General features: G+C 70.8%; 21 protein-coding genes. 9 read left to right on the forward strand and 12 right to left on the reverse strand.

All coding sequences use genetic code 11. From position 1 onward, the window contains the following. On the forward strand, positions 1–213 hold the full coding sequence (locus tag BM004_RS10255; protein WP_093212949.1) for a hypothetical protein: 213 nt from the start codon (positions 1–3) through the stop codon (positions 211–213). 28 nt (positions 214–241) lie between these two features. Here BM004_RS10255 and BM004_RS10260 read toward each other — a convergent pair whose 3' ends face one another. The 7 genes from BM004_RS10260 to BM004_RS10285 all read right to left on the reverse strand — a co-directional run bounded on the left by BM004_RS10260 (position 242) and on the right by BM004_RS10285 (position 8,010). After that, a complete protein-coding gene (locus BM004_RS10260; protein ID WP_093212951.1) occupies positions 242–1,966 on the reverse strand; it encodes a hydrogenase maturation protein in 1,725 nt (574 codons plus the stop codon). 136 nt (positions 1,967–2,102) lie between these two features. Then, positions 2,103–2,996, reverse strand: a complete 894-nt coding sequence (locus BM004_RS10265; protein ID WP_093212953.1) for an alpha/beta fold hydrolase — start codon at positions 2,994–2,996, stop codon at positions 2,103–2,105. Then, positions 2,993–3,823, reverse strand: a complete 831-nt coding sequence (locus BM004_RS10270; RefSeq protein WP_177206458.1) for a shikimate dehydrogenase family protein — start codon at positions 3,821–3,823, stop codon at positions 2,993–2,995. The genes BM004_RS10265 and BM004_RS10270 overlap by 4 nt, the downstream gene beginning before the upstream one ends. Further along, positions 3,816–4,646, reverse strand: a complete 831-nt coding sequence (locus tag BM004_RS41390) for a sugar phosphate isomerase/epimerase family protein (RefSeq protein WP_177206460.1) — start codon at positions 4,644–4,646, stop codon at positions 3,816–3,818. Before BM004_RS41390 ends, BM004_RS10270 begins: the two co-directional genes overlap by 8 nt. Further along, positions 4,643–6,094, reverse strand: coding sequence for an FAD-dependent oxidoreductase (locus BM004_RS10275; protein WP_093212957.1), 1,452 nt, complete (start codon positions 6,092–6,094; stop codon positions 4,643–4,645). The genes BM004_RS41390 and BM004_RS10275 overlap by 4 nt, the downstream gene beginning before the upstream one ends. 8 nt (positions 6,095–6,102) lie before the next feature. Continuing rightward, the gene (locus BM004_RS10280) at positions 6,103–6,984 is read right to left on the reverse strand and encodes an alpha/beta hydrolase (RefSeq protein ID WP_256219849.1); all 882 of its coding nucleotides are present in this window, start codon (positions 6,982–6,984) and stop codon (positions 6,103–6,105) included. 9 nt (positions 6,985–6,993) lie between these two features. Further along, positions 6,994–8,010 carry a Bug family tripartite tricarboxylate transporter substrate binding protein gene (locus tag BM004_RS10285; protein WP_177206462.1) on the reverse strand — a complete coding sequence of 339 codons (1,017 nt, stop codon included), beginning with the start codon at positions 8,008–8,010 and terminating at the stop codon, positions 6,994–6,996. A gap of 122 nt (positions 8,011–8,132) precedes the next feature. Between BM004_RS10285 and BM004_RS10290 the strand changes: the two genes are divergently transcribed. After that, the gene (locus tag BM004_RS10290) at positions 8,133–9,080 is read left to right on the forward strand and encodes a LysR family transcriptional regulator (RefSeq protein ID WP_177206464.1); all 948 of its coding nucleotides are present in this window, start codon (positions 8,133–8,135) and stop codon (positions 9,078–9,080) included. Positions 9,081–9,101: 21 nt separating this feature from the next. Here the strand turns inward: BM004_RS10290 and BM004_RS10295 are convergent, their stop codons facing one another. Continuing rightward, positions 9,102–9,578 carry an outer membrane protein assembly factor BamE gene (locus BM004_RS10295; RefSeq protein WP_093213099.1) on the reverse strand — a complete coding sequence of 159 codons (477 nt, stop codon included), beginning with the start codon at positions 9,576–9,578 and terminating at the stop codon, positions 9,102–9,104. 69 nt (positions 9,579–9,647) lie between these two features. Here BM004_RS10295 and BM004_RS10300 point away from each other — a divergent pair, with 69 nt between their 5' ends. From BM004_RS10300 to BM004_RS10330, 7 genes are all read left to right on the forward strand, one after another. Beyond that, positions 9,648–9,854, forward strand: a complete 207-nt coding sequence (locus BM004_RS10300; protein ID WP_093133251.1) for a DUF3460 family protein — start codon at positions 9,648–9,650, stop codon at positions 9,852–9,854. A gap of 75 nt (positions 9,855–9,929) precedes the next feature. Continuing rightward, positions 9,930–10,766 (forward strand): segregation and condensation protein A, encoded by an 837-nt coding sequence (locus BM004_RS10305; RefSeq protein ID WP_093133249.1) that lies wholly within the window; start codon positions 9,930–9,932, stop codon positions 10,764–10,766. 32 nt (positions 10,767–10,798) lie between these two features. Continuing rightward, positions 10,799–12,379, forward strand: coding sequence for an L-aspartate oxidase (gene nadB / locus BM004_RS10310; protein ID WP_093212963.1), 1,581 nt, complete (start codon positions 10,799–10,801; stop codon positions 12,377–12,379). A 70-nt stretch (positions 12,380–12,449) separates the two neighbouring features. After that, positions 12,450–13,346, forward strand: coding sequence for a 3-methyl-2-oxobutanoate hydroxymethyltransferase (panB, locus tag BM004_RS10315; protein WP_093212965.1), 897 nt, complete (start codon positions 12,450–12,452; stop codon positions 13,344–13,346). A 21-nt stretch (positions 13,347–13,367) separates the two neighbouring features. Continuing rightward, positions 13,368–14,219 (forward strand): pantoate--beta-alanine ligase, encoded by an 852-nt coding sequence (panC, locus tag BM004_RS10320; protein ID WP_093212967.1) that lies wholly within the window; start codon positions 13,368–13,370, stop codon positions 14,217–14,219. Positions 14,220–14,226: 7 nt separating this feature from the next. Next, positions 14,227–14,865, forward strand: coding sequence for a 7-carboxy-7-deazaguanine synthase (gene queE / locus BM004_RS10325; RefSeq protein ID WP_093212969.1), 639 nt, complete (start codon positions 14,227–14,229; stop codon positions 14,863–14,865). A gap of 34 nt (positions 14,866–14,899) precedes the next feature. After that, positions 14,900–15,262: a 6-pyruvoyl trahydropterin synthase family protein gene (locus tag BM004_RS10330; RefSeq protein WP_093212971.1), complete on the forward strand. Its 363-nt coding sequence runs from the start codon at positions 14,900–14,902 to the stop codon at positions 15,260–15,262. A gap of 124 nt (positions 15,263–15,386) precedes the next feature. Here the strand turns inward: BM004_RS10330 and nadA are convergent, their stop codons facing one another. Genes nadA through secB form a run of 4 tightly spaced genes read right to left on the reverse strand, consistent with a single transcriptional unit; the run spans position 15,387 to position 18,965 of the window. Continuing rightward, positions 15,387–16,511 (reverse strand): quinolinate synthase NadA, encoded by a 1,125-nt coding sequence (gene nadA, locus BM004_RS10335; protein WP_093212973.1) that lies wholly within the window; start codon positions 16,509–16,511, stop codon positions 15,387–15,389. A 25-nt stretch (positions 16,512–16,536) separates the two neighbouring features. Further along, a complete protein-coding gene (gene nadC / locus BM004_RS10340) occupies positions 16,537–17,409 on the reverse strand; it encodes a carboxylating nicotinate-nucleotide diphosphorylase (protein ID WP_093212975.1) in 873 nt (290 codons plus the stop codon). 23 nt (positions 17,410–17,432) lie between these two features. Further along, positions 17,433–18,476 carry an NAD(P)H-dependent glycerol-3-phosphate dehydrogenase gene (locus BM004_RS10345; protein WP_093212977.1) on the reverse strand — a complete coding sequence of 348 codons (1,044 nt, stop codon included), beginning with the start codon at positions 18,474–18,476 and terminating at the stop codon, positions 17,433–17,435. A 24-nt stretch (positions 18,477–18,500) separates the two neighbouring features. Next, complete coding sequence (gene secB, locus BM004_RS10350) at positions 18,501–18,965, reverse strand: protein-export chaperone SecB (protein WP_093133231.1); 465 nt, start codon at positions 18,963–18,965, stop codon at positions 18,501–18,503. Positions 18,966–19,068 lie beyond the last annotated feature (103 nt).

Genomic DNA, 19,068 nt, shown 5'->3' on the forward strand with positions numbered 1-19,068 from the left:
ATGACCGCTCTGCGCCGCGCCCTTCTGCTGCTTTGCCTGCCCGCCGTGTCGGTGCTCTCGAGCGGTTGCGCGGTCGTGACCGTGGCCAGCACCGCGGTGAGCGTGGGCGCCGGCGCGGTCGGGCTGGCGGCGGACGCGGCCATCGGCACCGCGCGCATCGCCGGCAAGGCGGTGGGCGCGGCGGCCGACGCGGTGATTCCCGACAGCCAATAAACCGCAGGCGCGCGCCGGCCCGGCGCCTTCAGTCCGCCAGGCCCAGGCGCGCGAGGTGCGGCGGCGTGTGCTGCGCCTTTTCCTTCCGCACGAAAGCCGAGCGCAGGCCCGCATGCGGCTCGCGCGCGTCGAAGAAATTGCGGCGCATGTGCGACAGCTCTTCATCCCGGTAACGCTGCAGCGGCTTCACCGCCTCGTCCTGTTCGCGCGCGGCCTGCTTGCGCGCGATGCGCTCGGCCAGGTCCGGCGCGGCCGCCAGCTCCGCGGCCAGCCGCGCGACTTCGTCGCCGAACTCCTGCGGTGCCGCCTGCAGCACCCGCTGCGCCATGCCGAGCTGCACCGCGCGCCGCGCGCTCACGGGCAGCGCCGCCTGCGTGAGGCGCTGCGCCTCGGCCGCGCCCACGCGGCGCGGCAGCGTGAAGGTCCAGTATTCGGAGCCGTGCAGCCCCATCAGCGCGTAGTGCGGGTTGAGCACGGCGCCGTCGCGGCACCACACCTCGTCGGCCGCCAGCGCGAGCATCACGCCGCCGGCCGCCGCGTTGCCGCCCAGCGCCGCCACGGTGAGCCGGTCGGTGGTGGTGAGCACGGCCTCGACGAGGTCGTTCATCGCATGGATGTTGGCCCACGACTCCTCCGCCGGATCGTCGGCGGCCTCGATCACGTTGAGGTGGATGCCGTTGGAGAAGAAGTCGCGCAGGCCGCCCAGCACCAGCACGGCGGTCGGCCGGGTCAGCGCGAAGCGGTAGGCCTTCAGCAGCCGCCGGCATTGCACGGTGCTCATGGCGCCGCCGGGAAACGAGAAGTTCAGCGTGCCGACCGCGCCGTGCTCGCTGTAGCGCATCTCGGTCCAGGTGCGGCGCGTGTCGGGCAATTGCAGCGGCGCGGGCACCTCGGGCACGCTGGCGCGCAGCAGGTCGCCCAGTGCCTGCACGGCCGGCAGCTTGTAGCTGGGCCACAGCGAGCCGGCGCCGGCGCCGGGTTCGCGCCAGGGGCTCAGCTGCGGGATCCACACCGCGCCGTCGACGGTGGCACGGCAGACGGCGCCGGCGCGGGTGGCGATCAGCTCGCCGGGCGGGCCGCGCAGCTCGTCCTCGGGGTGGCCGCCGTGCAGGTACCACGGCATGCCCAGCAGTTCGTCGCGCACGCCGGGCTGCGAGTCGGCCGCGCGCAACTGGCGCAGCACCGCCTCGGTGGTGTCGGCGGCCCAGTCGATGCGCCGCTGCGCCTGCTTCATGAAAGGCCGCCAGCCCGCGGCCAGGTCGGTGGCCGCCTGCGGTTGCGGCTTGTACTTGCCCGAGGCGAAGCGCTCCACGGCGAGCAGCACCGCATCGACGGCGGCATCGGCCACCTCGCCGCGGTAGAGGTCGCTCTTGCCGGCCAGCGGCGGCACCTTCAGCGGCGACCACGCCCAGACGTCGCCCGCGTCCATCCCGGCCACGGCCTCGAGCACGGTGACGCCCCAGCTCTGCGCGCCAGCCTGCAGCGCCCAGTCGAGCGACGATGCTCCGCGGTCGCCCGGCGGGCCGGGATGCACGATGAGGCAGGTGCGCGCGCGCCACACGTCCTCGGGGATCGCGGTGGTCAGCATCGGCGCCACGAGCAGTTGCGGATCGTGCCGGCGCACGGCCTCGCGCAAGGCATCGTCGTTGCCGAGGGCCAGCGTCACGCCCGCGGTGTGGCCGCGGTCGAGAAGCTCGGCGAGCACCCGTTGCGTCAGGCTGTTGAACGCGCTTGCGACAAGCAGGATGTGCATCGGACGCCCTCGTCATGTTGGTGTCTAAATGTCAACCAATGTCAAAAATGTATCTGGATCCTTTGCATGGGATAAGTCGACCGAAAGTCCTCACCGGGCTGGAACGCCGTTCCACGCGACCATCTCACCCCGCCGTTCAGGCGTAGCGCAGCAGGAACGGCAGCACGTGCGCCAGCACCTCCTCGGGCGCCTCTTCCGCCATCTGGTGCCCGCAGTCGATGGTCCCGCCCTCCACCTGGTCGGCCCAGTCCTTCCAGATCTCGACCGGATCGGGCCTGGCGGTGTTCGACGCGCTCCACAGCACCTGCACCGGGCAGGCGATGCGCCGCCCGGCCGCCATGTCGTCGCGGTCGTGCTGCAGGTCGATGGAGGCCGCGGCGCGGTAGTCCTCCACGATCGCGTGGCGCACCGACTCCTTCGCAAAGGCGCGGTGGTACTCGGCCAGCGCCTCGGGCGTGACGGCGTCGACCTTCTGCACCGCGTTGCGCAGCGCCCAGTCGAGGTAGTAAGCCGGGTCGGCGCGCAGCATGCGCTCGGGCAGGTCGAAAGGCTGCGCGAACAGGTACCAGTGGAAGGCCTTGAGCCCGAAGGCCATGCCGGCGCGCTGCCACATGGCTTGCGTGGGCACCACCGTGAGCGAGACGAAGCAATTCACCGCCTCGGGCGTGTCCAGGCACAGCCGGTAGCCCACGCGCGCGCCGCGGTCGTGGCCCATGACGGCGAAGCGCGTGAAGCCCAGCGAGCGCATCAGCGCCAGCTTGTCGGCCGCCAGCGTGCGCTTGCTGTGGCCGATGTGCAGCGGGTCGCCGGCCGGGCCGGTGCTGTCGCCGTAGCCGCGCAGGTCGGGCGCGACCACGGTGAAGTGCCGCGCCAGCACGGGCGCGATGCGGTGCCAGGCCACGTGCGTCTGCGGATAGCCGTGCAGCAGCAGCAGCGGCGGGCCGCTGCCGCCCACTTCGGCGTGGATGACGGCGTCGCCCAGCGCCACGTCGTGCACCGCGAAGCCGGGGAAGAACGGCGCGCGGCTCATTGCAGCGCCTCGGCGAAGAAGTCGGCCATGCGCTCCAGCTGCTCGTCCATCATGTGGCGGCCGTGCACGATGCGCGCGCCCTGCTGCTGCGCCAGCGTGAGCAGCGGCGTGGTGTGCGGCTCCATGATCACGTCGGCCACCGTGTGGCCTGCGCGGATGGCCGAGGCGGCGATGGGCAGCGGATCGCCCTCGCGCATGCCGGCCGGCGTGGCGTTGACGAGCAGCTCGCGCGGGCTCGCGCCGTCCCACGTGCCGGCGGTGTAGCCCAATGCGCGCAGCCGTTCGACCAGGTTCGCGCGCTTCGCGCCGTCGGCGTCGTGCACGTCGATGGACGCCGCACCGGCGCCCGCCAGCGCGAAGGCGATCGCATTGCCCGCGCCGCCCGCGCCCGCAAGGCCCACGCTGCGGCCCTTCACGTCGAAGCCGTTGCGCACGAGCCCCGACAGAAAGCCCGCGCCGTCGAGCAGGTCGCCCTGCCATGCGCCGGCCTTGCGGCGCACGACGTTCACCGCCTGCGCCTCGCGCGCGGCGCGCAAGGTCTCGATCGGCAGGCTCGCGACGATCTGCTTGTGCGGCACGGTGACCACCAGGCCCGCCACGTTGCGCACCGCGAGCAGCGTGTGCAGCAGCGCCGGCACGTCGGCGGCCTGCACGTGCAGCGGCACGAGCACCGCGTTGATGCCGCGGCGCTGCAGCAGTTGCGTGAGCGGCAGCGGCGCCTTCACCTGCGCGACGGGGTCGCCGATGATGCCTAGCACGGCGGTGTTGCCGTCGAGCTTCAAACCGTTCCAGTTCGGGCCGTTCCGGTCGGGGGTGGTGTCAGGCATGGGTATGGCCGTTTCTTTGAAGGAATTCGGAAGTGGCGCGAAAGGCCGCGGCGGCGCGCGCCAGCGGGTCGAGCGTGGCCATGCGGATCGCGCTGGGGGCTTCGACCGACAGCAGCGCATCGGGCGCGAGCTGCGCCAGCAGGCGGTGCACCGGCAGTTCGCCCTCGCCCGGAAAGAGGCGGTGCGCGCGCCCCTCTTCCGCGGGCGAGAGGCCCGGGTGGCGCTGCGCGAGCGCGTCGTTGACCTGCATGAAATGGCGGTCGATGCGCGCGCCGCCCCTGTCGCCTTCCATGTCACTGGGGGCACAGCCCGCGCGGAAGAAATGCAGCGCGTCGACCACCACGCGCGCCGTGTCGCTGTTCGACGCGGCGACCAGCTGCTGCGCCTGCTGCAGCGAGCGCGCGGCGGTGTAGACCATGAATTCGACGCCCAGTGCGAGCCCGTGCGGGCGGGCGCGCTCGGCCAGCGCGGCCATGCCGTCGCCCGCGCGCGCCAGGTCGCTGTCGTCCACGTTGACCATGAGGCAGCGCGCGCCCAGCGCCTCGGCCGACGCGAGCACGCCCGCCAGCGACGCCGCGTCGAAGCCGGGCTTGATGCGCACGATCTCGATGTCGTGCACGCGCAGCCCCAGGTCGCGCAGGCGCGCCAGCGTCTCGCGCAACATGCCGCTGCCCACGGCCATCGGGAACGGCGCTTCGCCCAGGCGCGCGGGGCTCAAGCGGATGCCGACGCCGCCGAAGCCCGCCGCATGCGCGGCCTCCACCAGCCGCGGCGGCGTGGCGTCGAGCATGCCGAGATGGGCGAGCGAGAGGCGGAAGTTCATGCGGCGGCAGTCTGCGCTTCGGGGGCTTGCAGCGCAGCCTGCCTGAGCGGCACGCCCTGCGCAAGCAGCAAGGCCTGCAGCCGCTTCACGTCCACGTCGCGCGGCTGCACGCCCGCGTCGGCCGCCAGCGCCGCCGCCGTGCCCGCCGCCTGGCCCGTGAGCCAGCACTGCGGAATCTCGCGCATGAAGCCGTGCGAGTTGGTGTCGCACGAGATGTGCTTGCCCGCGGCGAGCACGCCGTCGAGCTTCTCGGGCACCAGCGCGCCGTAGGGCACCGAGATGTTCGGAAACTTCGGCGACGGGCTCGGGCTGATGCCCACCTCGTCGGCCTCCACCGCGCCCGCGTCCCACGCGCCGCGCCGCACGCTCTTCACGCCCACCAGGCGCCGGCCGTGGCGCGTGCCGATCTGCGGCGCCATCAGCATGAGCCAGGCGTTCTCGAAGCCCGGCGCATGCGCGCGGTAGAAGGCCAGGTGCTCGGCCATGCTCTTGCGCGACTCCCATTCGACCTGCGTCATCTCGTCGACGTCGAGCGCGCTGAAGCCCGACTTGCGCGGCCCGAGGAAGGTGGCCACGTCGTCGCGCCACGAGACGATGGGTTTCTCGAAGCTGCCCAGCGTCTCGCGCCCGCGCGCCAGCAGCGCCGAGTAGGCCTGCGGCTCGTGCGCGCGAAAGTCGAGCCAGCGCCGCATGTCCACGCCCGCGAACAGCCACGAGGTGTTGATGCAGTGGTGGATGTCGTGCGCGTCGATGTCCGACGAAAACGCCGCGCCCGCGGCCGCGTACAGGTCGCCCTCGCCCGTGGTGTCGACCACCACGTTGGCGAGGATGGCGCGGCGGCCCTGCTTGCTCTCGAACACCGCGCCCTTCACGCGGCCCTGGCCCTCTTCGGCGATGGGCGCGACCATCCAGCCGTGCAGGATCAGGTCGACGCCGGCCTCGCGCACCATCTGGTGGTACACGCCCTTGAGCATCTCGGGGTCGATGGTGGGCGAGTGCGTGACCACGCCGTGGAACGCGGCGGTGCGCAGGGCCCAGTGGTCGGCCTTGGCGGTGTCGCGCGAGCCCCAGTCCTCGCGCGGCGGGCCGGCGATGGCGTTGCGGCCCAGGCGCTCCATGAACTCGGCCGCCAGGCCGTGGATGACGTGCTGGCCCGACCAGTCGCTCATGCGGTCGATCCAGATCACCAGGCCGCCGGTCGACAGGCCGCCCAGGTGGTTGTAGCGCTCCAGCAGCACCACGCGCGCTCCGCTGCGCGCGGCGGCCACGGCGGCGGCCACGCCCGACGGGCCGCCGCCGAGCACCAGCACGTCGCAGCGCTCGTGCACCGGCACCTGGCGCGCCGGCTCGGTGATGTGGCCGTGCGGCTGGCGCTGCTTGCGTTCGCTGTCGCGCGCGTTGACGTCGGAGCGGAAGAAGTGGCGTTCTTCGGGGGTGAGGGTTCCCATGGGGGCTTTCAGGAAGAGGAAGAAGAGGACGAGAAGGAGGAGGACGGCGACGCGGAAGACGTCGGTGCTGCGAGCTCGGCCAGCAGATCGGCGAGCGGCCCGGGCGCGGTGACCATCGCGTCGTGGCCGGTGGCCAGCGTGCGCAGCTGCCAGCCGGCGTCGGCGCGCACGCGCGCCTTGGTGGGCTCGAGCGTGGCGATCGGGTCGCCGGTGCATTCGATGTAGGTCCTGGGCAGGCCGTTGCCCAGCGGCGCCTTCAGCAGCAGCGGCTGCAGGTAGGTGCCCACGGGCTGCGGCGTGAGGCGGCGCGCGACCCAGGCCGCGTCGGCCGGGTCTTTCACGCCGAAGGCCGCGGGCGGCAAGGCGGCCGCCGCGCCCACGCCGCCGCCGGTGTCGCGGATGGCCTTCAGGCGCTGCTCGACCACCGCCGGCGGGAAGTCGGAGAACAGGCTCTTGCCGGGTTCGAGCAGCAGCGAATCGAGGTACACCAGCTGGCGCAGGTGCGCGGCGGCGCGGTCGGCCACGCCGGAGATCACGATGCCCGCGTAGCTGTGGCCCACCAGCACCACGCGCTCGAGCTCCTCGAACTGCAGCAGGTTGACGATGTCGTCGATGTGCGTGTCGAGGTTGACCTGCGGCGAAATGAGGTGGCGGCGCTCGCCCAGCCCGGTGAGCGTGGGCGTGAACACGGCGTGGCCGGCGGCGCACAGCCGCGAGGCCACGCGCGACCAGCACCAGCCGCCATGCCAGGCGCCGTGCACGAGCACGAAGGTCGAGGGCGGGTTGGCGCGCGCGGGCCCGGCGGCGCGGGCCGGCACGAGACCGGTGGCGGCGAGGCCCATCACGCCTGCCGCACCCGCCGCGCGCGCAAAGAGGTTCCTGCGTTTCATGCGGCGCCCCTACTCGCTGCGCGCGCCGGTGCGCTTGATGACGTCGCCCCACATCGCCGTGTCTTCCGCGATCTTGCGGGCCAGCGCGTCGGGCGCGCTGCCGATGGCCTGCCAGCCCTGGTCGAACAGACGCTGGCGCGTGTCGGGCGCCTTCAGGATGCGCGCGATCTCGTCGGACAGCCGCTGCGCCACCGGCTGCGGCATGCTGGCCGGGCCGAAGATGGCATTCCACGAAGCGACGTCGAAGGCCTTGCCCGCGCCCAGCGCGGGCTGGACCGGCGGCACCTGCGCAAAGGCCGCGAACGGCGTGGCGGTGCTCACGCCGTACAGCCGAAGCCGCCCGCTCTTCGCCTGCGGCGCGGCGATCGACGGGATCATGAAAGACAGCTCGATCTGCTGGCCCATGAGCGCCGTCGCCACCTGCGGGAAGCCGGGGAACGGCACGTGCACGGCCTGCAGGCCGGTGAGCGCCTTCAGCAGTTCCATGGCCAGGTGCGAGCCCGAGCCGGGCCCGACCGAGCCGTAGCTCAGGCGATCGCCCTGGGCCTTGGCATACGCCAGCAGGCCGCGCAGGTCGGTGGCGGGCATGCCCATGCTGCCGGTGAGCACGAAGGGGCTGCTGGCCACCAGCGAGACGGGGCGCAGGTCGTGCGCCACGTCGTAGGGCGTGGCGGGGTTGAGCGCCTTGGCGGTGGTGAGCGGGCCGTTGCCGGTCAGGCCGATGGTGTGGCCGTCGGTGGCCTTGGCCACGGCGTTGACGCCGATGGTGCCGGCCGCGCCGACCTTGTTCTCGACGATGACCGGCTGGCCCAGCGCCTGCGCCAGCGGGTCGGCCACGGTGCGGGCCAGCGCGTCGGGCGAGGAGCCCGGCGGGAAGCCGACGACCAGGCGCACGGCTTTCTGCGGCCAGGGTGCGGCGGCATGCGCGGGCAATGACGGCAAGGCCAGCGCCGGCGCGACCGAGGCGGCCAGCGCGCCCTGCAGCAGGCGGCGCCGCCGCAGGAGGGAAACCATCGGATCGGGCATGTCTTGTCTCCGGTTGCTGTGTTGTGAGGTGGATTCTTGGCCCACAATTCAGCGCGAAACGTGATGATTTCTGATCTCTTCCATCACGTTTCTTGATGACAGCACCTCCCCGAAAGACGCGCATGCCCGCCAGGAACGCCCGCTCCGTCCTTGCTTCACCCCACACGCCGGCCACGCCGGGCACACCGGCCACACCGGCCACACCGCGCAGCCACACGGTGGACATCGACCTGCTGCGCGTGTTCGACACGGTGGTGCGCATCGGCAGCTTCACCACCGCCGCCAAGGCGCTGTCGCGCACGCAGTCGGCCGTGAGCATGCAGCTGCGCCGGCTCGAGGAGCAGCTCGGCGTGCAGCTGGTGGCACGCGGCACGCGCCAGCTCGCACCCACGCCCGAGGGCCTGCAGCTGCTGCCGCTGGCGCGCCAGATGCTGGGCCTGAACGACCAGCTGTTCCACGACGTCGACAAGGCCGTCGACAAGGCGGAGGTGTCGGGCAGCATCCGCATCGGCTCGATCGAGCACTACGCCACGCGCGTGCTGCCGGTGCTCATCGCGGAGTTCTGCCGGCAGCATCCGCGCATCCATGTGGAGCTGCACCACGGCGTGTCGTCGGTGATGCACGCGGAGCTGGGCGCGCGCTACGACATGGTGATCGGCGTGGGCGCGGTGGGTTCGGGCGAGGGGCTGCGGCTGACGAAGTCGCGCATCGTGTGGGCCTCGACCGCGGCTTCGGCCACGCACCTGCAGCGCCCGCTGCCGCTGGCGCTCAACCCCGAGGGCGCGATGCTGCGCGACTGGGCCACGCACGCGCTCGACCGGGCGGGCATTCCCTGGCGCATTGCCTACACGAGCACCAGCGTCACCGGGCTGGAGGCGGCCGTGCGCGCGGGCATTGCGGTGGGCGTGTTCCGCGAGGCCACCATTTCGAAGCGGCTGAAGATCCTGGGCGCGAAGGAAGGCATGCCGTCGCTGCCCGACTCCGAGGTGTGGCTCGCCACGGTGCCGCTGCCGGGACGCAAGGCGGTGGAGTTGCTGGAGGCCTTCCTGATCCACAAGCTGCGCAAGTGAGGCGCGGCTTGGGTCGGGACTTCAGGGCGCTTCGGTGCCGCGGTCGGGCGAGGAGCCGCTGCGCACCACGCGCTGGTCGTCGTTCAGCGTCGCGGTGAAGACCATCGGCGAATTCGGCGGCTGCACCCAGCGCCATTCCCATTCGGTCTCGTGCTTGAGCGCATAGGGCGTGACCTTGGCGGGCTTGCCGAGCAGCTTGCGCAGGTCTTCCATCATCAGGCCGGGCTTCACCCTGGCAAAGTTCTCGGGCGTGAGCACCTGGCGCAGCGCGCTCATCTTGCCGTCGGCGCCGATGTTGATCATGTAGTTCTTCTGGCCCGCGGGCTGGCGGTTGTACTCGAACACGCGGCCCTGGTCGGGGGCGTCCCAGATGTTCTCGGGCTGGCCGAACCGGGCGCGCACGTCGGCCTCGGTGGAGACGCCTTCCTCGAGCTCGCGAATGTTCCTGGAGTCGCATGCGGCAAGGCCGATGACCACCGCCAGAAACGCCGTTGCCATGCCGATCTGCCACCCTCGCCGTTGCGTCATGCCGTCCCCGGTAAAATTCGCGCCATAAAGGTCCAGTCTATGTCCATCTTCCATCGCCCCCACTACTCTTCCGAGATCACCAACTTCATCGAACAGATGAAGGAAAAGAAGCCCACGCTGGAAGCCGAGCAACGCGCCGGCCGCGCCCTCCTCTGGGACAAGCACCTCGACCGCAGCCTGCTCGAGGAGTACAGCGAAGCCCGCGTGCCGATGCAACCCTACGTCTACCAGACGCAATCCAAGTAATCTGTCGATGCCGAATTGGCAGGACACGCCCGTCCGCATTACGCCAGTCGCTATTGAATTGATAGCGCACACCCAATGAGCGGCGAAGAGGACAACGGCACGCTGACGGTCGCCATGCCCGACGTGGTCGACCAGGTCGCGCTCGCGAGGCTCTATGGCGAGCCGCTGTTCGCGATGCCGAAGGACCTGTACATCCCGCCCGAGGCGTTGCAGGTGTTCCTCGAGGCCTTCGAAGGCCCGCTGGACTTGCTGCTGTACCTGATCCGCAAGCAGAACTTCAACATCCTCGACATCCCGATGGCGGGGCTCACGCGGCAGTACCTGAGCTACGTCGACGAGATCCGCCAGACCAACCTGGAGCTCGCGGCCGAATACCTGCTGATGGCCGCGATGCTGATCGAGATCAAGTCGCGCATGCTGCTGCCGCCCAAGAAGGTGGCCGACGGCGAAGAGGCCGAAGACCCGCGCGCCGAGCTGGTTCGCCGCCTGATGGAGTACGAGCAGACCAAGCTGCAGGCCGCCTCCATCAGCGCCCTGCCGACCTACGGGCGCGACTTCTGGAAGGCGCAGGTCTACATCGAGCAGTCGCTCAAGCCGCGCTTCCCCGAGGTGGACGTGGTCGAGCTGCGCGACGCGTGGGCCGACATCATGAAGCGCGCCAAGCTCGTGCAGCACCACAAGATCTCGCGCGAGGAACTCAACGTGCGCGAGCACATGAGCATCGTGCTGCGCCACCTGCAGGGGCAGCGCTTCGTCGAGTTCGAGAAGCTGTTCGACCCGTCGCGTGGCTCACAGGTGCTGATCGTCACCTTCATCGCGATGCTGGAGCTCGCGAAGGAGACGCTGATCGACATCACGCAGGCGGAAGCCTTCGCCCCCATCTACGTCCGGCTGGCCTACGCGCCGGCCTGATCCAACCGGTCCCTGCCCCCGTGAATTCAGCCGTGCGCGACTTCGACGTTCTCATCGTCGGCAGCGGTCTGGCCGGCCTGTCGGCCGCGCTGCATCTGGCCCCCACGCACCGCGTGGCCGTGCTGACCAAGCGCGCACTGAACGACGGTTCCAGCGCCTGGGCGCAGGGCGGCATCGCGGCGGTGCTGGCGGCGGGCGACAGCTTCGACGCGCACGTCGAAGACACGCTGGTGGCCGGCGCCGGCCTGTGCGACCCCGAGGCCACGCGCTTCGTGGTCGAGCATGCGCCCGAGGCCATCGGCTGGCTGCGCGAGCTGGGCGTGCCCTTCTCTGAAGAAGACGGCGGCCTGCACCTGACGCGCGAAGGCGGCCACAGCCAGCGCCGCATCGTGCACGTGACCGACGCCACCGGCGCGGCGGTGCAGCAGGTGCTGATCGAGCGCGTGCGCCGCACGCCGAACATCACGCTGTTCGAACACCACACGCTGGTCGATCTGGTCACGGGCACCAAGCTCGGCCTCGGCGACCCCGCCTGCGTGGGCCTGTACGCGCTGGACGACGAGACCGACGAGGTGCTGGCCTTCCGCGCGCCCCACACCATCCTGGCGACGGGCGGCGCGGGCAAGGTGTACCTGTACACCACCAACCCCGACACCGCCACCGGCGACGGCATTGCCGCCGCCTGGCGCGCGGGCTGCAGGGTGTCGAACATGGAGTTCATCCAGTTCCACCCGACCTGCCTGTACCACCCGCATGCCAAGTCGTTCCTGATCAGCGAGGCGGTGCGCGGCGAAGGCGGCCTGCTCAAGCTGCCCGAATCGGCCGGCGGCACGCGCTTCATGCCCACGCACGACGCGCGCGCCGAACTCGCGCCGCGCGACGTGGTGGCGCGTGCCATCGACTTCGAGATGAAGAAGCACGGCCTGGACTGCGTGCACCTCGACATCTCGCACCAGCCGGCCGCGTTCCTGAAGGAGCACTTTCCGAACATCCTGGCGCGCTGCCTGGAGCTGGGCATCGACATCACGCGCGAGCCCATTCCCGTGGTGCCGGCCGCGCACTACACCTGCGGCGGCGTGCTCAGCGACCTGAGCGGGCGCACCGACATCCCGGGCCTGTACGCCATCGGCGAGACCGCCTGCACCGGCCTGCATGGCGCCAACCGGCTGGCCAGCAACTCGCTGGTCGAGTGCATGGTGTTCGCGCGCGCCGCGGCCAGCGCCATTGCCGAAGCGCCGGCGCGCGAGAGCGCCGCGCTGCCCGCCTGGGACGACAGCCGCGTCACCGACGCCGACGAGGCCGTGGTCATCTCCCACAACTGGGACGAGCTGCGCCGCTTCATGTGGGACTACGTCGGCATCGTGCGCACCAACAAGCGCCTGGAGCGCGCGAGCCATCGCATCGCGCTGCTGCAGGCCGAGATCCAGGAGTTCTACGCGAACTTCCACGTCACGCGCGACCTGCTCGAACTGCGCAACCTGGTGCAGGTGGCCGAGCTGATCGTGCGCTCCGCGCAGGCCCGCCACGAGAGCCGTGGCCTGCATTTCAGCCGCGACTATCCATCGCTCGCCGAGCCCACAGCACCCACGGTGCTGGCGCCGCCGGCCAGCTGATCGAGCCACCCGTTCCCGTTTTTCACTCAAGGATGCCCGGCCACCGACGCCCGCAGGGAGAAACCCAACCATGTCGAACACCCCGACCCCGCCCTCCGAAACACCATCGGCCTCGCCCTACGGCACGCTGCCGCCGGCATCGCAGCCCGCGGCGCGCAAGCCCGTGAGCCTGCCGCGCCTGGCCGACATGCATGCGCGCGGCGAGAAGATCGCCATGCTCACCGCCTACGACGCCACCTTCGCGGCCGTGGCCGACGCGGCCGGCATCGACTGCCTGCTGGTCGGCGACTCGCTCGGCATGGTCTGCCAGGGCCTGGGCAGCACGGTGGGCGTGAGCCTGGAGGCCATGCGCTACCACACCGACAGCGTGTCGCGCGGCCTGCGCCGCGTGCAGGGCACGGCCTGGCTCATTGCCGACCTGCCCTTCGGCAGCTACCAGGAGTCGCGCGAGCAGGCGCTGCGCAGCGCCACGGTGCTGATGCAGGCCGGCGCGCACATGGTCAAGCTCGAAGGCGGCGGCTGGACCACCGAGACGGTGCGCTTCCTGGTGGAGCGCGGCATTCCGGTGTGCGCCCACCTCGGCCTGACGCCGCAGACGGTGCACGCGCTGGGCGGCTACCGCGTGCAGGGCAAGGGCGACGAGGCCGGCGCGCTGCTCAGGCAGCAGGCCCGTGCGCTGCAGGACGCGGGCGCCGCCATGCTGGTGCTCGAGATGGTGCCGGCCGCGCTGGCCGCCGAGCTCACGGCCGAACTGAAACACTGCGCCACCATCGGCATCGGGGCCGGCCGGGCCACCGCCGGCCAGGTGCTGGTGTTGCACGACATGCTGGGCATCAACCTCGGGAAGATGCCGAGGTTCGTGCGCAACTTCATGGCAGATGCGCCGGGCGTGCTGCCCGCGCTGCAGGCCTATGTGCGGGCCGTCAAGGACGGCAGCTTTCCCGACGACCGGCTCCACGCCTGGTAAGGACCCAAGGAACCCACTCCCATGTACATCGCCACCACCATCGAAGAACTGCGCGGGCGCCTGTCCGCCAGCAAGCGCCCCGCCTTCGTGCCCACCATGGGCAACCTGCACGACGGCCACATCGCGCTCATCAGGCAGGCCCGGACGCTGGGCGACGCCACGGTCGCCAGCATCTTCGTGAACCGGCTGCAGTTCCTGCCGCACGAAGACTTCGACACCTACCCGCGCACCTGGGACAGCGACTGCGAGAAGCTGCGCGCGGCCGGCTGCGACGTGCTGTTCGCGCCCACCGAGAAAGTGCTCTACCCCGAGCCCCAGACCTGCAAGGTGCACCCCGACCCGGCGCTGGCCGACATGCTCGAAGGGCACTTCAGGCCCGGCTTCTTCATCGGCGTGTGCACGGTGGTGATGAAGCTCTTCCAGTGCGTGCAGCCGCGCGTGGCGGTGTTCGGCAAGAAGGACTACCAGCAGCTCATGACGATCCGCCACATGGTGCGGCAGTTCGCGCTGCCCATCGAGATCGCCGGCAGCGAGACCTTCCGCGCCGACGACGGCCTGGCGCTGTCGTCGCGCAACGGCTACCTGAGCAAGGACGAGCGCGCCGAGGCGGTGCAGCTGTCGAAGGCACTCCGGGCCATGGCCGAGGCAGTGCGCGCGGGCGAGACCGACCTGGCCGCGATCGAGGCGCGCGCCATGCAGACGCTGGCGCAGCGCGGCTGGCAACCGGACTACCTGGTGCTGCGACGCCGCGCCGACCTGCGGGAACCCACGCCCGGCTCGCAGGGCGAGCCGCTCGTGGCACTGGCCGCGGCGCGCCTGGGCAGCACGCGGCTGATCGACAACCTGGAGATCGAGGCCGTGTCGGCCTCGTGAGCGTCTTATGAGCTACAGCGTCAAGGAAATCTTCTACACCCTGCAGGGCGAAGGCGGCCAGGCCGGCATGCCGGCGGTGTTCTGCCGCTTCGCCGGCTGCAACCTGTGGAGCGGCCGCGAGAGCGACCGCGACACCGCCGTCTGCCGTTTCTGCGACACCGATTTCGTCGGCACCGACGGCACGCTGGGCGGCAAGTTCAAGACCGCCGAGCTGCTGGCCGACACCGTCGCCGCGCAATGGCCGGCGGGCGACACCGACCACCGCCTGGTGGTGCTGACCGGTGGCGAGCCGCTGCTGCAGGTGGATGCGGCGCTGGTCGACGCGCTCCATGCGCGGCGCTTTCGCATCGCCGTGGAGAGCAACGGCACGCTCGAGGCGCCGGAAGGCATCGACTGGCTGTGCATCAGCCCCAAGGCCGGTGCGCCGTGGGTGCAGCAGCGCGGCCAGGAGCTGAAGCTGGTGTGGCCGCAGACCGCGTTCGACCTGGACACGATGGCGCGCACCGGCGAGTTCACGCACCGTTTCCTGCAGCCAATGGACGGGCCCGACCGGCTGGCGAACACCGAGCTGTGCATTGCCGAATGCATGCGCCAGCCCGCATGGCGCCTGAGCGTGCAGACCCACAAGATCACCGGAATCCGCTGAGGCGGCTGACCTTTTTTCCCTGAGTTTCCTGAAGATGCGATTCACCATCAGCCAACGCTTTTTCTTCGACGCCGCCCACACGCTGAAGCGCGAGATCGAAGTCGAAGGCAGCCGCCGTATCCACGGCCACACGTACCACGCGGAGGTGTGGCTCACGGGCGAACGCGATCCCGAGACGGGCATGGTGATCGACCTGGGCTTGCTGCGCCGTCGCCTGGACGACGTGCGCGAGCAGCTCGACCATCACCTGCTGGACGACGTGCCGGGGCTGCACCCGCCGACGCTGGAGAACCTGTGCGTGTTCATTGCGGATGCGCTGCCGGATCTGCGGGAATCGCTGGCGCGGGTGCGGGTGTGGCGCGAGGCGCTGGGGGACAGCTGCACCGTGGATTTCTAGGTCTTGCTCCCTCTCCCCTTGGGGAGAGGGCTGGGGTGAGGGAGAGCGGCGATCAGCGCTGCGCAATGTTGTGAGGCCCCTGTCCTCACCCTGACCCTCTCCCAGAGGCAGAGGGAACAACACCTCAGGCGGCGCCGATGCCTGCGACCAGCGTGCCCGGCGCCTGCCCGTTCTTCAAACCGGCCGTGAACGCCAGCATGCGGTCGATCGGCACGCGCGCCCGCACACCCAGCGCCGGGTCGACGTGGATCTCGCCCGCGCCGGTCTCCAGCGCGTTCGCCAGCTCCACCAGCCCGTTCATCGCCATCCACGGGCAATGCGCGCAGCTCTTGCAGGTGCCGCCGTTGCCGGCCGTGGGCGCTTCGATGAAGGTCTTGCCGGGGTTCAGCGTGCGCAGCTTGTGCAGCATGCCGGTGTCGGTGGCGACGATGAATTCGGTCGCGTCCATGCGCTGCGCGGCGTTCAGGATGGCCGAGGTGGAACCCACCGCGTGGGCCAGCGCAATGACGTCCGACGGCGACTCCGGGTGCACCAGCACCTTGGCCTTGGGGTGGTCCTTCATGAGCAGCTCGAGCTCGAGCGCCTTGAACTCGTCGTGCACGATGCAGGCGCCGTTCCAGCTCACCATGTCCGCGCCGGTCTGGCGCTGGATGTAGTCGCCCAGGTGGCGGTCGGGGCCCCAGAGGATCTTCTGCCCCGCCGCGTGCAGCGCGTTCACCACGTCGAGCGCGCAGCTCGAGGTGACGAGCCAGTCGGCGCGCGCCTTCACGGCCGCGCTGGTGTTGGCGTAGACCACCACGGTGCGGTCGGGGTGCTGGTCGCAGAAGGCGCTGAACTGCTCGACCGGGCAGCCCAGGTCGAGCGAGCAGTTCGCGTCGAGGTCGGGCATCAGCACGCGCTTCTCGGGCGACAGGATCTTCGAGGTCTCGCCCATGAAGCGCACGCCCGACACCACCAGTGTCTGCGCGGCATGGTCGCGGCCGAAGCGCGCCATTTCGAGCGAGTCGCTCACGATGCCGCCGGTCTCCTCGGCCAGGTCCTGCAGGTCGGGGTGCACGTAGAAGTGCGACACCATCACCGCATTGCGTTCGCGCAGCAGGCGGCGGATGCGCTCCTTCAGCGCGGTGCGTTCGTCGGGCGAAGGCTCGGGCGGCACGCGCGCCCAGGCGTGGCGGGTGTCGCAGACGGAGCCGGCCTGCGAGTCGGCGGGCTGTTCGTAGTCGACGTCGATGACGGAAGCGGTCGTCATGGGGGAAAGTTCTTCTTCTTTTTTCTTACTGGAAGCGCATCGAGTAGTCGATGGCCTTCACGTCCTTGGTCAGCGCGCCGACCGAGATGCGATCGACACCGGTCTCGGCCAGGGCGCGCAGGCCGTCGAGCGTCACGCCGCCCGAGATCTCGAGCACGGCCTTGCGTTCGTCGCCGGCCGCGTCGTTGATGCGCACGGCCTCGCGCAGCGTGGGCAGGTCCATGTTGTCGAGCAGCACCATGCGCGCGCCGGCCTCCAGCGCCTCGTGCAGCTGGGCCAGGGTTTCGACCTCGACCTCGACGAAGGCCGCCTGCGACGCCACCGGCGCCACGGCGCGCAGGGCGGCAGCGACGCCACCGGCCGCGGCGATGTGGTTTTCCTTGATGAGCACCGCGTCGTACAGGCCGATGCGGTGGTTCAGGCCGCCACCGGTGCGCACCGCGTACTTCTGCGCCAGGCGCAGGCCGGGAATGGTCTTGCGCGTGTCGACGATGCGCGCGCGCGTGCCGCGAACGGCGTCGGAATAAAGCGCGGTCTTGGTGGCGACCGCGCTGAGCAGCTGCAGGAAGTTGAGCGAGGTGCGCTCGGCCGTCAGCAGCGCGCGGGCGGCGCCTTCGATCTCGAGCACGGCCTGGTTGGCCGCGCAGCGCTCGCCTTCGGCGCAGAGCCACCGGATGCGCACGTTCGGGTCGAGCTGCCGCAGCGTGGCCTCGACCCAGGGCGCGCCGCACACCACGGCGGCTTCGCGCGCCAGCACACGGGCGCGGGCGGTGCGGTCGGCATCGACCAGCGATGCGGTGAGGTCGCCGTCGGCGACGTCTTCCTGCAGGGCGCGGGTGGCGTCGGACAGGGCCAGCGCGGCCACGGCCGACGCTGAAAAATCAAAGCGAAGGCTCATGGCGCTCTTTGTCTCTGTATTTCTTAAGGGGATTGACGAGGGGAAGCCGCCGCGGCGCCGGGCGGGACCGATTCCGGCACCGGGTCGCGGCCGGTCAGCGCGGCCACGGCGTCCTGCGGGCTCACGCGGCCGTCGAGCAGGGCCACCACGCCTTCGGCGATCGGCATCTCGATGCCGAGGCCGCGCGCGCGCTGCACCACGGTGCGGGCGCAGTACACGCCTTCGGCCACGTGGCCCAGCGAATCGACGGCCTGGGCCAGCGTGCGGCCCTGGGCCAGCAGCAGGCCGACCTTGCGGTTGCGCGACAGGTCGCCGGTGGAGGTCAGCACCAGGTCGCCCAGGCCCGAAAGGCCCATGAAGGTCTCGGCGCGGGCGCCCAGCGCAAGGCCGAAGCGGGTCATTTCGGCCAGGCCGCGGGTGATGAGCGCCGCGCGGGCGTTCAGGCCCAGCGCCAGGCCGTCGCACAGACCGGTGGCGATGGCCAGCACGTTCTTCACCGCGCCGCCCACTTCCACGCCCACGATGTCCTCGTTGGCGTAGACGCGCAGCGCGGGTCCGTGGAAGGCGTCGACCAGTGCGTCGCGCACGCTGGCGTGCGGGCTGGCGGCCACCAGCGCGGTCGGGCGCCCTTCGGCGACCTCTTGCGCGAAGCTGGGGCCGCTGAGCACGCCCGCTCTCAAATCAGGAGCAACCTGCGCCCATATCTCGTGGGCAAGCAGGCCGAAGGATGCGGGGGAGGTGTCGAGCGCGGGCTCGACGCCCTTGCACAGCCAGGCCACCTGCGCGGCGGTGCCGCGCAGTGCGACGAGCTGTTCGCGCAGGGCCGCCATGGGGGTGGCCACGATGACGAGGTCGGCACCGGCCTGCGCCAGGGCGATGTCGCCCGCGCGCACGGCAAGCGAGGCCGGCAGGGCCAGCCCGGGAAGGTAGCGGGTGTTTTCACGCGCGGCCGACATGGCGTCGGCCTGGGCGGCGTCGCGCGCCCAGAGCGTGACCTCGTGGCGGGCCGCCGCGTTGACTGCGACGGCCGTGCCCCAGGCACCGGCGCCATGAACGCAGATCTTCATCGGCGTTGGCGTCGTCGTGCCGGTTTACTGCGCGAGGGTCGGAGCGGCCTGGCCGGCGGCCTGCGCTTGCTGCTGTTCGTACATCGCCTGGAAGTTGATTTCGGCGAGGTGCACGGGCGGGAAGCCGCCGCGCTGGATCACGTCGGCCACGTTGCCGCGCAGGTAGGGGTACACGATTTGCGGGCAGGCGATGCCGAGGATGGCGCCCATCTGCTCTTCGGGCAGGTGGCGGATCTCGAAGATGCCGGCTTGCTTGGCTTCGACCAGGAACACCGTCTTGTCCTGGATCTTGGTCTGCACGGTGGCCGACACGGTGATCTCGAAGATGCCTTCAGCGACTGGCTGGGCGTCCACGCCGAGCTGGATGTCGACGGTGGGCTGCTCTTGTTCCAGCAGGATCGCGGGCGAATTGGGCTGCTCGAGCGACAGGTCCTTGAGGTAGACGCGCTGGATCTGGAAAACGGGATCTTGGGCTTGCTGGTCGGCCATGGCTGAACTTTCGAGGATCAAAACAATGCCCGCCGGGGAGAGGTTCCCGCAGCGGGCTGCAGATGGAAGAGCTGAAGATTATCGCCCGGCGACCGGGCCACTC

This window comes from Variovorax sp. OK212, assembly GCF_900112425.1.
GTDB lineage: Bacteria > Pseudomonadota > Gammaproteobacteria > Burkholderiales > Burkholderiaceae_C > Variovorax.

Bases quoted from the DNA above. Each gene is read 5' to 3' on its own strand.
- BM004_RS10295 (WP_093213099.1), bottom strand. From the start codon at position 9,578: ATGGCAACGGCGTTTCTGGCGGTGGTCATCGGCCTTGCCGCATGCGAC.
- BM004_RS10255 (WP_093212949.1), top strand. From the start codon at position 1: ATGACCGCTCTGCGCCGCGCCCTTCTGCTGCTTTGCCTGCCCGCCGTG.
- BM004_RS10265 (WP_093212953.1), bottom strand. From the start codon at position 2,996: ATGAGCCGCGCGCCGTTCTTCCCCGGCTTCGCGGTGCACGACGTGGCG.
- nadC (WP_093212975.1), bottom strand. From the start codon at position 17,409: ATGAGCCTTCGCTTTGATTTTTCAGCGTCGGCCGTGGCCGCGCTGGCC.
- BM004_RS10260 (WP_093212951.1), bottom strand. From the start codon at position 1,966: ATGCACATCCTGCTTGTCGCAAGCGCGTTCAACAGCCTGACGCAACGG.
- BM004_RS10285 (WP_177206462.1), bottom strand. From the start codon at position 8,010: ATGCCCGATCCGATGGTTTCCCTCCTGCGGCGGCGCCGCCTGCTGCAG.
- panC (WP_093212967.1), top strand. From the start codon at position 13,368: ATGTACATCGCCACCACCATCGAAGAACTGCGCGGGCGCCTGTCCGCC.
- BM004_RS10280 (WP_256219849.1), bottom strand. From the start codon at position 6,984: ATGAAACGCAGGAACCTCTTTGCGCGCGCGGCGGGTGCGGCAGGCGTG.
- BM004_RS10330 (WP_093212971.1), top strand. From the start codon at position 14,900: ATGCGATTCACCATCAGCCAACGCTTTTTCTTCGACGCCGCCCACACG.
- BM004_RS10275 (WP_093212957.1), bottom strand. From the start codon at position 6,094: ATGGGAACCCTCACCCCCGAAGAACGCCACTTCTTCCGCTCCGACGTC.
- panB (WP_093212965.1), top strand. From the start codon at position 12,450: ATGTCGAACACCCCGACCCCGCCCTCCGAAACACCATCGGCCTCGCCC.
- nadA (WP_093212973.1), bottom strand. From the start codon at position 16,511: ATGACGACCGCTTCCGTCATCGACGTCGACTACGAACAGCCCGCCGAC.
- BM004_RS41390 (WP_177206460.1), bottom strand. From the start codon at position 4,646: ATGAACTTCCGCCTCTCGCTCGCCCATCTCGGCATGCTCGACGCCACG.
- BM004_RS10290 (WP_177206464.1), top strand. From the start codon at position 8,133: ATGCCCGCCAGGAACGCCCGCTCCGTCCTTGCTTCACCCCACACGCCG.
- BM004_RS10270 (WP_177206458.1), bottom strand. From the start codon at position 3,823: ATGCCTGACACCACCCCCGACCGGAACGGCCCGAACTGGAACGGTTTG.
- BM004_RS10305 (WP_093133249.1), top strand. From the start codon at position 9,930: ATGAGCGGCGAAGAGGACAACGGCACGCTGACGGTCGCCATGCCCGAC.
- secB (WP_093133231.1), bottom strand. From the start codon at position 18,965: ATGGCCGACCAGCAAGCCCAAGATCCCGTTTTCCAGATCCAGCGCGTC.
- BM004_RS10300 (WP_093133251.1), top strand. From the start codon at position 9,648: ATGTCCATCTTCCATCGCCCCCACTACTCTTCCGAGATCACCAACTTC.
- BM004_RS10345 (WP_093212977.1), bottom strand. From the start codon at position 18,476: ATGAAGATCTGCGTTCATGGCGCCGGTGCCTGGGGCACGGCCGTCGCA.
- queE (WP_093212969.1), top strand. From the start codon at position 14,227: ATGAGCTACAGCGTCAAGGAAATCTTCTACACCCTGCAGGGCGAAGGC.